This window comes from Pseudomonas sp. NPDC087598, assembly GCF_044743525.1.
Taxonomy (GTDB): Bacteria; Pseudomonadota; Gammaproteobacteria; order Pseudomonadales; family Pseudomonadaceae; genus Aquipseudomonas.
Genome location: NZ_JBIUWQ010000066.1, coordinates 1 through 16,754, shown reverse-complemented (window position 1 = coordinate 16,754; position 16,754 = coordinate 1). Strand labels below are relative to the sequence as shown.

At 61.2% G+C, this 16,754-nt stretch carries 11 protein-coding genes and 2 pseudogenes; all 13 read right to left on the bottom strand.

The window, feature by feature from the left end; translation table 11 throughout:
- Positions 1-11: 11 nt before the first annotated feature.
- Positions 12-677 (bottom strand): NeuD/PglB/VioB family sugar acetyltransferase, encoded by a 666-nt coding sequence (locus tag ACIOWE_RS25820; RefSeq protein WP_201234451.1) that lies wholly within the window; start codon positions 675-677, stop codon positions 12-14.
- Positions 674-1,795: a DegT/DnrJ/EryC1/StrS family aminotransferase gene (locus ACIOWE_RS25815; RefSeq protein ID WP_401397388.1), complete on the bottom strand. Its 1,122-nt coding sequence runs from the start codon at positions 1,793-1,795 to the stop codon at positions 674-676. The genes ACIOWE_RS25820 and ACIOWE_RS25815 overlap by 4 nt, the downstream gene beginning before the upstream one ends.
- Positions 1,792-3,018: a methyltransferase domain-containing protein gene (locus ACIOWE_RS25810; protein WP_401397385.1), complete on the bottom strand. Its 1,227-nt coding sequence runs from the start codon at positions 3,016-3,018 to the stop codon at positions 1,792-1,794. Before ACIOWE_RS25810 ends, ACIOWE_RS25815 begins: the two co-directional genes overlap by 4 nt.
- Positions 3,015-3,575 carry a dTDP-4-dehydrorhamnose 3,5-epimerase family protein gene (locus ACIOWE_RS25805; RefSeq protein ID WP_401397382.1) on the bottom strand — a complete coding sequence of 187 codons (561 nt, stop codon included), beginning with the start codon at positions 3,573-3,575 and terminating at the stop codon, positions 3,015-3,017. The genes ACIOWE_RS25810 and ACIOWE_RS25805 overlap by 4 nt, the downstream gene beginning before the upstream one ends.
- Complete coding sequence (rfbG, locus tag ACIOWE_RS25800) at positions 3,572-4,654, bottom strand: CDP-glucose 4,6-dehydratase (protein WP_401397379.1); 1,083 nt, start codon at positions 4,652-4,654, stop codon at positions 3,572-3,574. Before rfbG ends, ACIOWE_RS25805 begins: the two co-directional genes overlap by 4 nt.
- Positions 4,636-5,409: a glucose-1-phosphate cytidylyltransferase gene (gene rfbF, locus ACIOWE_RS25795; protein ID WP_016984278.1), complete on the bottom strand. Its 774-nt coding sequence runs from the start codon at positions 5,407-5,409 to the stop codon at positions 4,636-4,638. The genes rfbG and rfbF overlap by 19 nt, the downstream gene beginning before the upstream one ends.
- 255 nt (positions 5,410-5,664) lie before the next feature.
- Entirely contained in the window at positions 5,665-9,258 is a 3,594-nt protein-coding gene (locus ACIOWE_RS25790) for a glycosyltransferase (RefSeq protein WP_401397375.1), read from the bottom strand.
- 108 nt (positions 9,259-9,366) lie between these two features.
- Complete coding sequence (locus tag ACIOWE_RS25785) at positions 9,367-10,935, bottom strand: flagellar hook-associated protein 3 (RefSeq protein WP_401397372.1); 1,569 nt, start codon at positions 10,933-10,935, stop codon at positions 9,367-9,369.
- A gap of 13 nt (positions 10,936-10,948) precedes the next feature.
- A complete protein-coding gene (gene flgK / locus ACIOWE_RS25780; RefSeq protein ID WP_401397369.1) occupies positions 10,949-12,994 on the bottom strand; it encodes a flagellar hook-associated protein FlgK in 2,046 nt (681 codons plus the stop codon).
- A 24-nt stretch (positions 12,995-13,018) separates the two neighbouring features.
- Positions 13,019-14,311, bottom strand: a complete 1,293-nt coding sequence (gene flgJ, locus ACIOWE_RS25775; RefSeq protein ID WP_401397366.1) for a flagellar assembly peptidoglycan hydrolase FlgJ — start codon at positions 14,309-14,311, stop codon at positions 13,019-13,021.
- An 11-nt stretch (positions 14,312-14,322) separates the two neighbouring features.
- Positions 14,323-15,411, bottom strand: a complete 1,089-nt coding sequence (locus tag ACIOWE_RS25770) for a flagellar basal body P-ring protein FlgI (RefSeq protein WP_011333019.1) — start codon at positions 15,409-15,411, stop codon at positions 14,323-14,325.
- 27 nt (positions 15,412-15,438) lie between these two features.
- Positions 15,439-16,133 (bottom strand): annotated as a pseudogene (flgH, locus tag ACIOWE_RS25765) (flagellar basal body L-ring protein FlgH).
- A gap of 52 nt (positions 16,134-16,185) precedes the next feature.
- Positions 16,186-16,683, bottom strand: a pseudogene (locus ACIOWE_RS25760) (flagellar hook-basal body complex protein); the annotation flags it as partial.
- Positions 16,684-16,754: the final 71 nt, after the last annotated feature.

Here is a 16,754-nt window from a genome sequence, read left to right as displayed (position 1 = left end):
CGGGAAACGGCTTACCTGAACACCCTGGCGTCCGGGTAAGGCACTGCGTTGGTCTTGATGATCCTGGCGGGATTGCCCACCACGACCGAAAAATCCGGAACATCTTTGGTCACGACCGCACCGGCACCGATGGTTACCCAGCGACCGATGCGCAGGCGCGGCAGGATCGTGGCGTTGGTGCCGATAAAGGTCCCGTCACCGATTTCCACGCAACCGGCGATACACACGCCCGGCGCCATGAACACCGAGTGGCCGATCTGCCCCTCATGCCCCACGACACTGCCGGCGCTGATGCTGGTGTTGTCGCCCAGTGTCACCTCGGCCTGCATCAGCACGCCTTCCTGCAGATAACTGCCCTGGCCCATGCGAATCATGCTCAGGTCAATCCCCGGATGAACGAACTGGCCCAGGCGTGCTCCGGCGTCCACCAACTGACAGGTGGTTTCGTAGCGTAACCGGGTACTGCCGGTGATCAGATTGACGAAGCGCACGTCCTCGCCATTGAGTTCGCCGACCCGTTCACAACCACCGAGCACCGGCACCCCGTAAAATAGCGTGCCGTGCTTGCGCGGATCGTTGTCGAGGAAGGCGAATTCGATGTTCGGCGTGCTGCGCTTCACGGCATGCAGCATGCGCACCGCTTCCGGGTTGGCGGCCCCCAGCAGATACATCTTCACGATGCGTGCCTGCGAGCAAGTAGATCCAGCACCACTTGCACCACGCGCTGTTGATCGGCGTCGGTCATGTCGTGATAGCTCGGCAGGTTGAAGGCACGCTCGGGCAACGCAAACGCCAGAGGCGTGTCGACCACGTATTCGCTGAACATCGGCAGCGACGACAGCGGCCAGAAAAACACCCGGGCGTCGATGTCGGCGGCCTGGAAGGCGGCAATCATTTGCTCGCGGTGGATGCCGGTGTCGGCATCGAACACCACGGTCGGCATCCAGTAGCCATTGCGGGCATGGGCCGGTTCGGGATTGAGCGACACCCCCGGTACGCCTTCGAGCGCTCGCGCGTAGTTGGCAAAAATCGCCCGCTTGCGCTCGATCAACTCGTCGATGCGTTCGACCTGGGCACAACCGACTGCGGCCTGCAGGTTGCTCATCTTGTATTTGAAACCGACAAACTCCGGCCAGAACTGTTTGGTGCAACCCGCCACACGCCCATGGTTGGACAGGGTCAGAACACGTTCATACAAAGCCTTGTCGGAAGTGACGAACATGCCGCCCTCACCGGTGGTCATGGTCTTGGTGCCATGAAACGAAAAAGCGCCGAAAGCCCCCAGCGAGCCCGCCGCCTGGCCACGCCATTGCGAGCCGATGGCTTCCGCCGCGTCCTCGATTACCGGGATGCCGAATTCGCGACCGATGGCGAGCAGTGCGTCCATGTCACACAAGTTGCCGTACAGATGCACTGCGAGAATCGCCTTGGTGCGCGGGGTGATCGCCGCTCTGACACGCTGCGGATCCAGGCACCAGCTATCAGCCAGTACATCGACGAACACCGGCGTGGCGCCCAGGTAAGTGATCGGTGCCGCCGAAGCAATCCAGTTGGTGTTGGCGAGGATCACTTCATCGCCAGCACCAACGCCCAAGGCAGCCATGCCCATATGCAGGGCGCCGGTGCAACTGGAGGTGGCAATGGCGTAGGTAGCGCCCAGATGCTCGGCAAAACCGTGCTCGAAACGTGTCAGGTATTCGTAGCAACGTGCGCCCCAGCCGTTCTGCACAGCGTCCAGGGCGTATTGCGCTTCGAGTTCGCCAACGCTGGGTTTGGTGTAATGAATTCTGCTCATTGGATGATCAACTCCGGAACGGCGACGACAAAACGTGCGCCCCATGCCTTGGCCGCAGACAGTTGCTGCGTCACTTCGCTCAACAGGTTCCACGGCAACACCAGAATGTAGTCCGGCTGCTCCTGGGCAATCCGCTCAGGCGCAACAATCGGAATGCGGCTGCCCGGCAAGCACTTGCCCTGTTTGTGCGGGTTGGCATCAGCCACCCAGGCCAACAGATCCGGTTTGACCCCGGCGTAGTTGAGCAAGGTGTTGCCCTTGGCGGCCGCGCCGTAACCGACCACACGTTTGCCGTCAGCCTTGGCCTGCAACAAAAAGCGCAGCAGCTCATGCTTGATGCGTTCAGCGGCGGGCGCGAGGGTCGTGTAGTACTCGGCGGTTTTCACCCCGGCGTCCAGTTCAGCCTGCAACTGTTGCTGCACCGCTGGCTGCACCGGGCGACGCTCGCCGTCCTTGCGCTGCACGAACACCCGCAACGATCCACCGTGAGTGTTCAACTGGCTGACGTCGAACACTTCCAGACCGTTGCGCTCACACAGCGTCTGCACGGCAGTCAGCGACAGGTAGGAATAGTGCTCGTGATACAGCGTGTCGAACTGCGCGCCGGCCATCAGCGTCAGCAGTTGCGGGAATTCGAAGGTGGCTACACCGGTTGGCTTGAGCAACGTCGCGAAGCCACCGAGGAAATCGTTGATGTCCGGTACATGCGCGAGCACGTTGTTGGCGGCCATCAAATCAGCGGCCCAGCCTTCGCTTCGCAACTGTGTGGCGGTGTCGTGACCAAAGAACAGCTCACGAATTTCCAGACCTTTTTCCCGCGCGGCTTGTGCGGTACTGCGCGTCGGCTCGACGCCCAGACACGGAATACCGCGACCGGCCATGTACTGCAGCAGGTAGCCGTCGTTGGCGGCGACTTCCACAACGCGGCTGTCGGCAGTCAGGCCGAAGCGCTCGACCATCTCGGCGACATAGCGCTCGGCATGCGCGAGCCAAGTGCTGGAGAACGAACTGAAGTAGGCGTATTCGGCGTCGAACAGGCTGTCGGCGCTGGTGTAGTCCTCGGTCTGCACCAGCCAGCATTGCTGACACACGGCGACCTTCAACGGTACCCATTGCTCGGCCTGTTCCAGACGATCGGCGTGCACGTAGGCGTTGGACGGTGGTGAGGTACCAAGATCGATCAGCGGCAGGCTCAGCGGTGCGGCGCACCCACGGCAGTTCATAGACGCACTCCAGCAAAGTGTTGATCGAGCGCGGGATGGCTGGAATCACGCGCTGACAAATTATTGACAGGCAACGGCCAGGCGATCGCCAGCCGTGGATCGTTCACCGACAGACCGCCCTCGTGCTCCGGCGCGTAATCGGCGCTGTGCAGGTAGAGCAATTCGGCATCTTCGGTGAGGGTTTGAAAACCATGGGCGAAACCGGCCGGGATCAACAGGCTGCGGCCATCGCCTGCCTTGAGGTGCTCGGCGTGCCAGTGCAAAAATGTTGCAGAGTCGGGGCGCAGATCGACCGCCACATCCCACACCTCACCGCGCAGGCAGGTGATCAGTTTGGCTTCCGGGGCGCAGGCATTCTGATAATGCAGACCGCGCACACTGCCCTTCTCGCGAGTGCAGGAATGGTTGATCTGGCGGATATGAAATTCGCTGCCGAATGCGCTCAGACTGCCCTCGCAGAACAGTCGGGCGAAGTGCCCGCGCTGATCTTCGAAGCGTTTGTGCTGGACGCTGAACAGTCCGGCCAGTGGCAAGGCGTGCAGGGAAAACTCGCTCACAGCGCGCCTCGGTACAGGTTCAACTGGCCGAGGGTAACGGCGCGCATGTCATCGCCGTTCTGCCACGCCAGATGCCAGTCGAGGGTCTGGGTCAGGCATTGCTGCAAAGTCCAGCGTGGTTGCCAGCCGAGTACCTGACGTGCGCGGCTGCTGTCCAGACGCAGCAGGCCGGCCTCGTGCAGTTCGCTCGGTTCAATGCGCAAACCGCGCGCCTGTGGCCAACGACTGGCGAGCAACTCGACCACTTCGCCGACGCTGCACATGTCCGCCTCGCCCGGGCCGAAGTTCCATGCACCGGCGTACTCCGGACCCTCTTCGTAAAGACCGGCGGCCAGTTGCAGATAACCGGCCAGCGGTTCCAATGCGTGCTGCCATGGGCGCACGGCTTGCGGGTAGCGCAGGGTCACCGGCTCGTCAGCGGTCCAGGCTTTCAGCACGTCGGGAATCAGTCGCTCGGGGGCGAAATCGCCGCCGCCCAGAACGTTGCCGGCACGCGCAGTGGCCAGGGCCAGACCGTGTTCGGCGTATTTGTCCGCCGGGAAGAAAGAGGCTGCATAAGACTGCGCCAACAGTTCGCAGCAGGCCTTGCTGCTGCTGTAAGGATCGTGCCCACCGAGGGCTTCGTCTTCGCGGTATGGCCACAGCCATTCCTTGTTGGCGTAGACCTTGTCGGTGGTCACCAGCACGCAGGCGCGCACGCAACCGACCTGACGAATCGCTTCGAGCAGATTCAACGTGCCCATGACGTTGCTGGAGTAAGTACCTAGCGGATCGCGATAACCTTCACGCACCAACGGTTGTGCCGCCAGGTGCAGAACGATCTCAGGCTCGGTGTCGGCGATGATTTCCAACAAAGCGCCGAGATCACGCAGATCACCGCGCTGATCGTTGATGCCTTCGGACACGCGCGCCAATTCGAACAGGCTCGGCTCGGTCGACGGATCAAGGGAAAAGCCGCTGACTTGCGCGCCGAGGCTTTGCAGCCACAGGGTCAGCCAACTGCCTTTGAAACCGGTGTGACCGGTAACGAGGACGCGCTTGCCACGCCAGAAATCCGCACTCAGTCCCATTGCTTCCATGGGGCCTCCCCGCTCTGCCACAGGGCTTCGAGATGGTTCTTGTCTCGCAGGGTGTCCATGGGCTGCCAGAAACCGTCGTGCTGAAACGCCATCAGCTCACCGCGTGCGGCCAGGCCGTCCAGTGGACCGGACTCCCACGACGTAGAATCGCCTTCGATCAGCGGCAGGACCTTGGGTGACAGCACGAAAAAGCCGCCGTTGATCCAGCCACCGTCGCCGCGTGGCTTCTCGGTGAAACCCAGCACGCGGTCACCTTCGCGATCCAGCGCACCGTAACGTCCCGGCGGTTGTACGGCGGTGACGGTGGCCAGTTTGCCGTGAGTCAGGTGGAAATCGACCAACGCGCTGATGTTCAAATCGGAAACGCCGTCGCCATAGGTGAAGCAGAAGGCCTCTTCATTTTCCAGATAGCGCGCGGCTCGCCCCAGGCGGCCACCGGTCATGGTCTCTTCACCGGTATCGATCAGCGTCACACGCCATGGCTCGCTGTAATTCTGGTGAACGTCCATGCGGTTTTCACGCATGTCAAAGGTCACATCGGAGGTGTGCAGGAAGTAGTTGGCGAAGAAGTCCTTGATCGCGTACCCCTTGTAGCCCAGGCAAATCACAAAGTCGTGAATCCCGTGGGCGGAGTACTGCTTCATGATGTGCCAGAGAATTGGCTTGCCGCCAATCTCAATCATCGGCTTGGGCTTGAGGTGCGACTCTTCACTGATGCGCGTGCCCAGACCACCCGCCAAAATAACTGCCTTCATCCTCTCCCCTCTCGTTCGTCACAGGGCTGCGCGTCGCTTTCTTGAGCGTTGCGGCCTTCTGGCTAAACCTTTCTGCCGTTTCGGGCGCAGGGGCAATGACCGCGAGCGCTCGTTTTATGGCGATTTGAGGGGGACTTGCAGGAAACGCGCCAGCTCGGTGCGCGGTATGTCGCAGTACGTGCGGCCATGAAAAAAGGGATGAGCCCGTCACCGGACTCATCCCTTTCATCGAACTGCTGCAAGCATTGGAGCCTGTCAGTCCGCCAGCCAGCCATTTTCCCAGTAGCGCAGGTTATCGCCACGCAGCACGTAATCGCGCAGCACCACCTCACGCAACTCGTCGCCCATGCGGTAGCTGGCATCAGGATCGGCCAGGTGCATGCGAATCGCCTGCAGCCACTCATCGGTGGTGTTTGTCTTGACCCGCGTGCACGGCAGGTAGCCGCGATAGGCTTCGGTGTCAGTGCAGATCACCGGGTAGCCGCAAGCGCCGTACTCCAGCAGCCGCAGGTTGCTCTTGCAGTCGTTGAAGATGTGGAACTCCAGCGGTGCGAGGGCCAGATCGAGGTTGAGGCTGGCCAGTTTCGCCGGATACACGTCGAGCGGGATCACACCGTGGAACTCATGCATGTACGGACGCAGGTCATCCGGGCACATGCCGAAGAACACCCAGTCGACTTCATTGGCCAGTTCGCGAACCACCTCGGCGATCACTGCCAGGTCGCCGTGGTGGCTGGTGCCACCGCCCCAACCGACCCGTGGCTTCTTCGACGTGCGCCGCCGGCTGCGCAGTTGGCTCCAGAGGTTTTTCGCAAGCATGTTCGGCACCACACGAATGTCGTGGTGCATGTCCGACAACGCATTGGCCAGAGGTTGAGTCGACACGACCACCCGATCACAGAGGCCGATCGCTCGACGCACCATGCGCTCCATGTCCTGCTTGCTCGGCATGTTACGGATGTGGGCATTGCGATGAGGAACGTCAATGACATAGTCATCCAGTTCGAAAATACGCCGGGCGCTGAAGTACTTCTTCAGGGGCGGAATTTCATCGATGGCGTGCTCCGAGTAGCGCCCCTGCAGCACGATCACGTCGGGAGCCTGACGCTCGATTTCGACGATCGACGGCAAGCCGTAGCAGATGCGCCCCTCGACCCGGTTGGCCGCCTCCAGTTCGATCATCGGCTGGCTCATGCGGTAATGGCCGATGGCAGACGCGTTGATCGGCACCACGAGCACGTTGGGCAGACTCGACCTGGAAAACGCACTCCAGCCGGTCAGCAGACCCGGTTCGAGGCTAAAGTTGCTGGCCCCGATACCCTGTAGCGCAAGGTTGACGTTGTAGGCCGGATCGCGCGCAATCTGCGGCAGCCAGCGCTGGTAAAACGCATCCTGCTCGCGCTCGTGCTGTTGTTGCTCTTCGCTCGTTGCCACGGCGACCGGGCGCGTGCCCACAGCCAGCCGGGCATGCGGATTCCACACCACCAGATAACCTTCGCGACCGATTCGCAGGCACAGATCGACGACGTTGTACGCGACCTTCAAGTGCTGTTCGTCGAGCCCCGCGACCTCCTCGAAGACCGACTTGCGAACCATCAGACAGTCACCGCCGACAGCGCTCAGATCCTGCACCGCCTGCAGCCGGAACATATAGCCCTCCGACTGCATCGGCTGACCAAAGAACGGCAACCCGGCCGGCCCCTGCAGGCCGAGAATCAGGCCGGCATGCAACACCCCGCCGTCCGGATCGAACAACTTGGCGCCGACGATCCCGACTTCGGGGCGTTGCGCATGATTGAGCAATTCGTCGAGCCAATCGGCTTGCGTGATCACCGCAAAGGCATTGAGCAGCAAGACATACTCGCCGCGCGCCTGGCTCACGGCAAAATTGTGAATGGCAGCGGGGTTGTGCTTTTGCGGGTAGCGCAACACACGGATCAGCTCACCGCCCAATTGTTCCATGCCGTCGAGCCAGGTCCGCGCCTCGGCGCTTTCGCTGCCGCTGTCGACCAAGAGAATTTCGTACTCGGTGTAAGCGGTCTTTTCCAGCAGCGTTTCGACACAACGCTGCAAGGCCGCCGCCTGATCCTGAGCGACAATGATCACCGACACCAGCGGGCGTCGGGCATGGCGATAGTCGACCCGATTGAGCAGTTCACTGCCCTCGCGTCGAGTCTCGTAGGCAATCCCCACGCGCTGCAGATGCGCATCGAGCACCCGCGGATTCTGTTCCAGCACACCCGGGTCGGTAAGCCATTGGGACAGATCGAATTTCGATTCAAGCAACACTTCGGCGACGTGCCCGATCACTTGAGTACCGCCGCTCTCGACCATGCGCCAGAGCAGGTCATGAGGCGCCAGTTGTGCAAAGTCAGACGTCAGGCCGCCCAGCGCCAGAACCCGCTCGCGCTTGAACGCCAGCGCCCGCCCGACATAGGGATAGCTGCGCATGAGGTCGAGGTTGAAATCCGGCTTGAACGCAGGCTCTGCCGATTCACCACTGCGCAGACTGCCTTCGTCGCTGTACAGGCAGGTGAAAGACCGCGAATGCGCGATGCGGTCCGCCATGATCAGCAATGCCGCGGCCACCGGACGATCACCGGGTTGCAGCAGGTAGAACCAGTCGGCGCCTTCCAGTTGCGGCAGCAAGGTGTTGAGTTGCTCCAGCCCATCGCCTTGCAGCGGCAAGCGAAACACGCGCCCATCCAGCTCCGCTTCGGCACAGGACGCGGACAGGATCAGCACCAGTTCCGCCGGGTAATCCTGATTGTCGAGGGCCTCCAGCGTGCGCTCCACACCATCGCGACTGCCTTTGCCGTCGATGATGATCGGTACGATCCGCGGCTGGTGCGACCAACCGGCGATGGTTTCCGGCAACAACTTGCGCTGGCCTTCGGTCAGCACCCGACACGCCAGCCATTGCGCGTAGAGTTCGCCGAAGCTCAGGCTGTCGACGCCGACGCCACACTCCTGACGGCTCTGCCGGGAACCGAGGGTACGACTCAGCGGCAGTTCTTCCCAAACCCTTGGCGACTCATCAGCCTTTGCCAACGGGATATAGCGTACCCAGCCTGGCGCAGGCGCCGACTCACCGCTGCGGACTTTGAGCATTTGCGAGAGCCACTCGCGCTCGACGTCCATCGCGTCCTTCATCGGTTGCTGCGCACTCAGCCGCTCCGGATAAAGACGCTCGGCGCTCAGCACGTTGTTGGACACCGCCAGGTTGCCGCGTCGCAGCAGGCAGACATACAAGGCGAAATCCAGGCTCGCGACGAAGCAGCCGCCCTCCTCGGTCAATGCCGGCAGCAACTCGGCGACGTCCGCGCGGCGAAACAGCGCGTTGCTGAAACCGCCGAGAACGTTGACCGGGAATTTTTCAAATATCGCCAGTAAATCGTCGCCCTTGAACAAGCCACTGACCGGCGACAGCGAGGTGTTTTCCAGACGCGCAGGGAGGATGATGTCGTTGGCGTCCCAGAGCAGTCGCTGCGCCAGCACCAGGCTGACCTCTGCACGGCGCATCTCGTGCGCTTGCTGCTCGATACAGGCGGAATACAGCAAATCATCGTCACACAGAAACTTGATGAACTCGCCCTGCGCCTGATCCAGACAGGCTTTCAGATTGCCGACCAGGCCCAACGTGCGCGGGTTGCGCACATAACGCACGACAACGCCGGTCTGCGTACTGACATTGGAGACGGTGTTTTCGATCTCGACGCCACGACTGTCATCGCAAACGATGATCTCCAGATGGCCATAGCCTTGGCCGACAGCGCTACGCAAGGCTCGCTCGAAAAAGCGTGGATTGAAGGCGGGAATGACAAGGCTAACGAGAGGGAGTGAATTCACGGCGGGCTCACAGGCGGTACAAGCCCGCTCGGCAAAGCGAACCCTTGAAACCGCTATAAAACATTACTTGGGGATAGAGCAAACGGGCGCTCGCGCGCCCGTTAATCGTCAGATCTTGTTGAACAGACCCAACTGGCTGATCTTGCTGAACGCCAGTTGCGCGGCTTGCAACATGGTCTGCTGCAAGGTCAGGCGGGTCATGACTTCGGCAGGATCCGAATCACGGATCGAGCCCTGGGTCGTGGTGTTCGCCGTACTCAGGCTCAGGTTAGTCGCGGTTTGCATTTCCAGCGCTTGGCCACGGGCACCAATGGTGGTGACAGAAGCGCCAATCTGGTTGGTAGCGGCGTCGATGTTGCCGAGACCCGACTCCATGACACCCTGAAACTTCTGCTTGGCAACATCATCACCGTCGATCGGCATATTCAATGCCGTAATCATCTGGCCCAGCGTGTCGAGCACGTTCTGGGTCTGGTGATTGTTCGGCTGGATCGAGAACTGATCGCCAGCGGCCGGAGTGTTGCCCAGCGCGAAAGTCACGCCCGCAGCGGTCGCGTTGCCGCCAGCCACGGTGCCGGACGACACGGGTTTGCTGTCCGCAGTGACTGGCGCCGCATACAGATCGAACGCCGTGGCGCTGGTGAACTTGAGCACCGCGCCGCCTTGCGGGAAGGCGTTTGTATAGGCCGACTGGTCGGTGATGGTCGAACCGGTAATCACCGCAGTAGACGGGTTACCCGGGCTGCGCGCGGTGGTGAACGAGTCAGGCTGGGTCGACAGCTGGAAGCTGTGCCCGGCAATCACCGCGTCCGGGTTGGTGTCCCCCGCTTTCAGGTTGATGTTCAGCTTCAGGTCGACGCCACGGAAACTGACCGACTGGTTGGTGCCGGTGGTGTTGACGATCGCGCCGTTCTGGCTGGCTTCGGCCGTCACGTCGTTACCCAGCGCATCGGTGATTTGCAGTTGGGTGCTGCTGACGAAGCTGACGGTGTAGGGCTGACCACCGGAGAACTTGGAGTTGTAGGTGGCAACATTGCCAACGGTACCGCTGGACAGCACGACACGGCCGTCATCCACTGCAGGAGCCGTCATGTTGGTGCTGGTGCGGCCGGTGTTGATGGTCTGCTGAAAGGCATCCCAACCGGTGGTGTTGGTGCCGACCGTCATACCGTCGCCGATGCCCAGGTTGATCGTGGTCTGGTCACCGTTGTAGGTGTAAGTGCCGTCGGCATTCTGCGAGTACGGCGCGGTATCGGTCTTCGAACCGGAGAACATGTAGTTGCCGTTGGCATCCTTGGAGTTCATCAGGCCAAGCACTTGTTGCTGGATCTGACTCAGCTCCGAAGCGTAAGCCTGGCGATCCTTGTCGGTACGCGTGCCGGTGTTGGCGGCCAGGGCGAGTTCCTTGGCACGCGCCAGTGCGGTGGTGATGGAATCCAGCGTGGACTCCTGCACATTCAACGAATTTGTGGTGGTGTCGACGTTGGTCTTGTACTGATCCAGCATCGCGGCCTGCTGGCCCAGTTGCAGCAAACGACCGGCACCGATCGGATCATCGGACGCATTGGTGATGCGCTGCAGGCTGCTCGCCTCGCTGGCGGTAGCGACAGCCTTGTTGAAGTTACGCTGATAGTCCGACGCTTGCGTGCCGTAATACTGGGCGGTGGAAATGCGCATGAATTACGACTCCTTAAAGGCTGTTGATCAGCGTGGCGAAAGTTTCCTGCGCAGCTTTGATGATCTGCGAAGACGCTGTGTAGTACTGCTGGTATTTGACCAGGTTGCCGGTTTCTTCATCCAGGTTGACCCCGGACAGCGAATCGCGCGCGCCTTTGGCGTTATCCAGAATCGCCGTGGTGGCGGCACTGTCGGACTTGCCTTGGGCAGTCTTGGTACCGACATTGGTCACCAGTTTGTTGTAAGCGTCAGTCAGGCTGATGCCTTTGCTGGCCGACCCGGTATCGACGGTCTGCGCGGTTTGCAGGGCGACCAGCGATTGCGCGTTACGGTTGTCCGAAGACGCCGCACCGGTCAGGTTCATGGTGAAGGTTTCGCCAGGCTTCGGCGTGCCGCCCACGGTGGTCTGTACGGAGAAGGTTTTCTGTACGTTCGGCGTAACGCTGGTGTCCATCACCGGGTTGCCGCTGGCATCGACGATGCCGACCTTCAGGTCCAGCGTGTTCGATTGACCGGGAACGACTGTGCCGCTGCTGATGACGCCGCCCTTGGCATCCACGAAGGAGTAAGACTGGCTGCCGCCGCTGACCGCACCGAACACCAGTTTGACCGGCGTCGAGTTCTTCAGCGCCGCCTGCATGTCAGCCTGGGCCGTCGGGTTGTAGATATCGATCTTGCTGCTGAGTGTCGGCTGAGTGTAAGTGCCCAGACCGGCAGCGCTGGCGACACCGGTCAACGGACCGGCCGCAGCGATTTTCTTCGGATCGGTGAGCACCGTCTGAATGCTCGCGGCCGCATTGCGGGTCGGGGTGACTTTGAAGCTGTCACCGGCGCTCAACGCCCCCCCCTTCAGAGCAAGGGTGAAACCGTCGATCACTGGCGGCGGATTGGTTGTGGTGCTGAAGGCGCCCATGTCGGTGCCGTCGGAACGCTTGACGGTGTAGTCGGTAGCGCTGGTGAACGTCACCTGATAATCGCTGGTGGTCAGCTTGCCGGTGTCCTTGATGGTAACGTCAAGGTTGCCCGAGCCTGTGCTGTTGCCCGACTGCGCGATACTGCGCTGACTGATCAGCGCAGCACTGTTGATGTTGTTGAAAATCGCCGCGCCGAAGTCACCGTTCTTGTCGATGCCCTGTGCTTGCTGGCTGTTGACCTGATCAGCGATCACCAGTGCCACTCGGCCCAACTCGTTGAGCGACGGGTCAAGGACCTCTTTGCGGTAAGTCAGCAGGCCGCCGATTTCACCGCCGGTCATCGCCGAGGTGATGTCGATGGTGCTCGAACCGCGATCCATCTGGATGGCCATGCGCGACGGATCGTCTTTGCTTGCGACCATGCTCAGGGTGTTGGTGGTGTTGCCGATCACCAGCGGCTGACCGCTGCCGATGTAGACATCGAAACTGGTGCCACGCTCGACGACCTGTGCACCGGTCAGCTCGGAGAGCTGACGTACCGCTTCGTTACGGCTGTCGAGCAGATCGTTCGGCGCCCCACCGCTGGTGGAGATCTCGCCGATCTTCTGGTTCAAATTGGCAATCGAGGTGGCCAGTTTGTTCACCTGGGACGTCATGTCACCAAGGCTGCCATTGATGGTGGTGTTCTGATCGTTGAGCTGTTTGGCGATGGTGTTGAAGCGGCTGGTCAGCGCTTGCGCACCGGTCAGCACCGATTGACGGGAGGTGTCATCGGTCGCCGACGTCGAGACGCCCTGCATCGTGGTAAAGAATTTTTGCAGCACACCGGTCAGGCCGGTGTTGGTATCCGACAGCATGGAATCCAGCGGCGTGGCCTGCGCCAGAAACGCGGCCGATTCGCTGTCGAGCGAGGTGGCCGTGTGCAGCTGGCTTTCCAGGTACGAGTTGTACACCCGGCGCACGTCAGCCAGGGTGGTGCCCGTACCGATGAACACGGTGCCGAATTGCTGCGAGGATTTGGTGCCCTGCACGGTTTGCTGGCGCGAATAACCGGCGGTGTCGACGTTGGCAATGTTGTTGCCTGTCGTAGCCAAAGAGGACTGGCTGGCCGACAGTCCTGACATCCCGATATTGAGCAAACTCATGGTTCAGACCTTATACCTTGTGCCTTATAAAGGCGTGGTGGATACACCCGCCGCAGCGTAGTTTTGGAAACTGTTCATCTGCTTGGCTATCTGCGAAATCTTTGTCGCGTAGTTCGGGTCGGTGGCGTAACCGGCCTTTTGCAACTCGCGTACAAACTGTTCTGGGTTATCGGCAGACTTCACAACATCTTGATAGCGATTGTTGCTCTGCAGCAAAGTCACCAGATCGTGGAAGCTGTCCTTGTACGAGGCGTAGGAACGGAACTCGGCCGTCTCCTTGACCATCGCACCATTGCGGAACTCACTGGTGATTGCCCGGGCCGAATCGCCGGTCCAGTTGCTGCTCGCCTTGATGCCGAACAGGTTGTGGCTGCTGCTGCCATCCTGCGCGCGCATGACCGATTTGCCCCAGCCGGTTTCCAGCGCGGCTTGTGCCACCAGGTAACGCGGATCGACGCCGATACGTGCGGCAGCTTCCTTGGCCATCGGCAGCATGGTGTTGACGAACTCGTCGGCGGAGCTGAAGGCTTTCTTCGCGGGCGCCAGCGGAATCTGCGCCATCGCCCGACCGTAAATCTGCATCTGCCCGCCAGAGGCCTTGTCCGATTCGGCGCGGGCCAGCCAGTCGCCGTTGTACAGCGGACCGGCGCCAGTGGTGGCGGCAGTCGTGGTGCGTTGCGGCAATTGGCTGGCAGCGGTCGGCATGGCCGACGGCACCAGGCCCGCGAGCAAGCGATCAGCCAGTTTCGGCGGCAAGGCCAGTCGACGCTGGTTGATCATTTCCATATCGTTGCGGTGCGCCAGTTGCGTGTTCGGCGCATTGACGGAACGCGACGCCCACAGCGGACGCTCGCCATTGAGGCGCGACAACGGGCCGCTGGTGGCGACGGTGCCTGCGGCAACCGGTGTCGCCACAGCCAGTGCCTTGGCTTTGGCCTCTTCCTGCTTGGCGGCGGACGCGGCAGCAGCCTCGCCCGGCGCCATCGGCTTGTTCTTCGACATCTGCCGCATCAGCACGTCAGCCAGACCGATACCACCGCCCTCGCGGGACATGGAAACGGCCAGTTGCTGGTCGTACATTTCCTGATACTGCTTGGCCGCCGGCGTGTTCAGCGGATTGTCCTGGCCCAGCGCTTCGGTGGCCGAACGCATCGACTTGAGCATTTCGCCGAGGAACAGCGATTCGAACTCCTGCGCCACTTTGCGCATGTTCGCATCGCTGTCCTTGTCGCCGACTTTGAGCTGGTTCAGACGATTGAGGTCAGAGTAAGAACCCGAATCACTGCTACTGACCAGACCGCTCTTGCGCATATCCATGGGGGTCGGCCTCAGATCACAATCAGGTCGGCTTGCAACGCGCCGGCCTGCTTCAGTGCTTCAAGAATCGCCATCAGGTCACCCGGTGCTGCGCCGACCTGGTTCACCGCACGCACGATCTCGTCGAGGGTGGTACCCGGGCCGAACTTGAACATCGGCTTGGCTTCCTGCTCGGCATTCACCCGCGAACGCGGCACGACCGCAGTCTGGCCGTTGGACAACGGGCCCGGCTGGCTGACGATCGGGTCTTCGGTGATGGTCACGGTCAGGCTGCCGTGGGTCACGGCGGCCGGCGACACTTTGACGTTCTGGCCGATGACGATGGTGCCGGTACGCGAGTTGATGATGACTTTCGCCACCGCCTGCCCCGGATCGACTTCGAGGTTTTCGAGGATCGACAGATAGTCGACGCGCTGACTCGGATCGAGCGGCGCCGTCACACGGATCGAACCGCCGTCGATGGCCTGCGCCACACCAGGGCCGAGCATGTCGTTGATCTTGTCGACGATGCGCTTGGCCGTGGTGAAGTCGGATCGGTTGAGGTTCAGCGTCAGGCTGTTGCCTTGGTTGAAACCGCTCGGCACCGAACGCTCCACCGACGCACCACCCGGGATACGACCGGCCGACGGCACGTTGACGGTAATCTTCGAACCGTCACGGCCCTCGGCATCGAAACCGCCGACCACCAGGTTGCCCTGAGCGATGGCATAGACGTTGCCGTCGATACCCTTGAGCGGGGTCAGCAACAAAGTGCCGCCGCGCAGGCTCTTGGAGTTACCGATCGAGGAAACAGTGATGTCGACTTGCTGACCCGGTTTGGCGAACGCCGGCAGATCGGCACTCACCGACACCGCCGCGACGTTTTTCAACTGCACGTTGCCCGAGCCCGGCGGCACTTTGATGCCGAACTGCGAGAGCATGTTGTTGAAGGTCTGCAGGGTGAACGGGGTTTGCGTCGTCTGGTCACCGGTGCCGTTAAGCCCGACCACCAGGCCGTAACCGATCAACTGGTTGGAGCGCACGCCGGAAATGCTGGCGATATCTTTCAGCCGCTCGGCGTGGGCACCAAAGGCTGCGGACATCAGTGCCGCAGCCAGCATGAGGCTCTTGAAATTCAACGTAGCCACCTAGAAAGGGAACAGCGGGCTGGGAAGAAACGGTCGAACCAGCCTGGCTGACTCGCATCGGCGAACGAACCGGTGCCCGAGTAGGTGATGCGCGCATCGGCGACACGGGTCGACGACACGGTGTTGTCGGTGGCGATGTCATCCGCGCGCACCAGACCGGCAATTCGTACCAGCTCATCGCCGGTGTTGAGGGTCATCCACTTCTCGCCGCGCACGGCAATGATGCCGTTGGGCAGCACGTCAGCCACGGTCACGGTGATCGAACCGGTCAGGGTGTTGCCCTGCGCAGCCTTGCTGTCACCCTTGGTCGCACGGTCGCCGCTGTAGCCGACGTCCAGGCTCAGATCATTGCCACCCAACGGGTTGTTGGTGGTGGCGCTGCCGCCGAACAACGAAGTCAGGCCGATGCCGGTCTTGCTGTTCTTGGCCACTTGCGAGTTGGCGTTTTTGCTCGCCTGGGTCTTCTCGTTCAGGGTGATGGTGATGATGTCACCGACCCGGAATGCCTTGCGGTCGCCGTACAGGTTCTGTTCGAACCCGGCCTGATAGATCGAGCCGTTATTGGCCGCAGCCGGCAACGGCGTGCGCGGCAACACCGGAGCGTAGTAAGGGTCATTGGGCTTGGGCGTCGGGGCGACGCAGCCCGCGAGCGAGACGACTCCACTCAATGCCAGAACAGATACGAAGCGATTCATGACCCTACCTCACGGTGTTGCAGGCGACCTCATGGTCGCCTCATAGACTTGATTACAGATTCTGCGTTACGAACGAGAGCATCTGGTCGGCGGTGGAGATCACCTTGGAGTTCATCTCGTAAGCGCGCTGAGTGGTGATCATGTTGACCATCTCTTCAACGGTGCTGACGTTGGACGTTTCCAGGGTGTTCTGCAGCGTGGTGCCAAAACCGTTCAGGCCCGGGGTACCGACTTGCGGCGCGCCGGAAGCAGCCGTTTCCAGGAACAGGTTGTTACCCACGGCTTGCAGACCGGCCGGGTTGATGAAGTCGGCGGTTTGCAGGTTGCCGATAACCTGAGCGGCAGGGTTGCCGGCAACGGAGATCGACACAGTGCCGTCGCGACCCACGGTGAAGGTCTGGGCATCGTTCGGAATGACGATGGCCGGTTCCAGGGCGAAACCGCTGGCGTTGACGATCTGGCCATTGGAGTCGAGGTGGAAAGTACCGTCACGGGTGTAGGACGTGGTGCCGTCCGGCTGCAGGATCTGGAAGAAACCGCGACCGTCGATTTAGTTTTAGAGCTTCTGCTCGGTTGTTTTCTGGATTCAGTCTTTGAATTTTTTTTTGGTGTCTTCTTTTT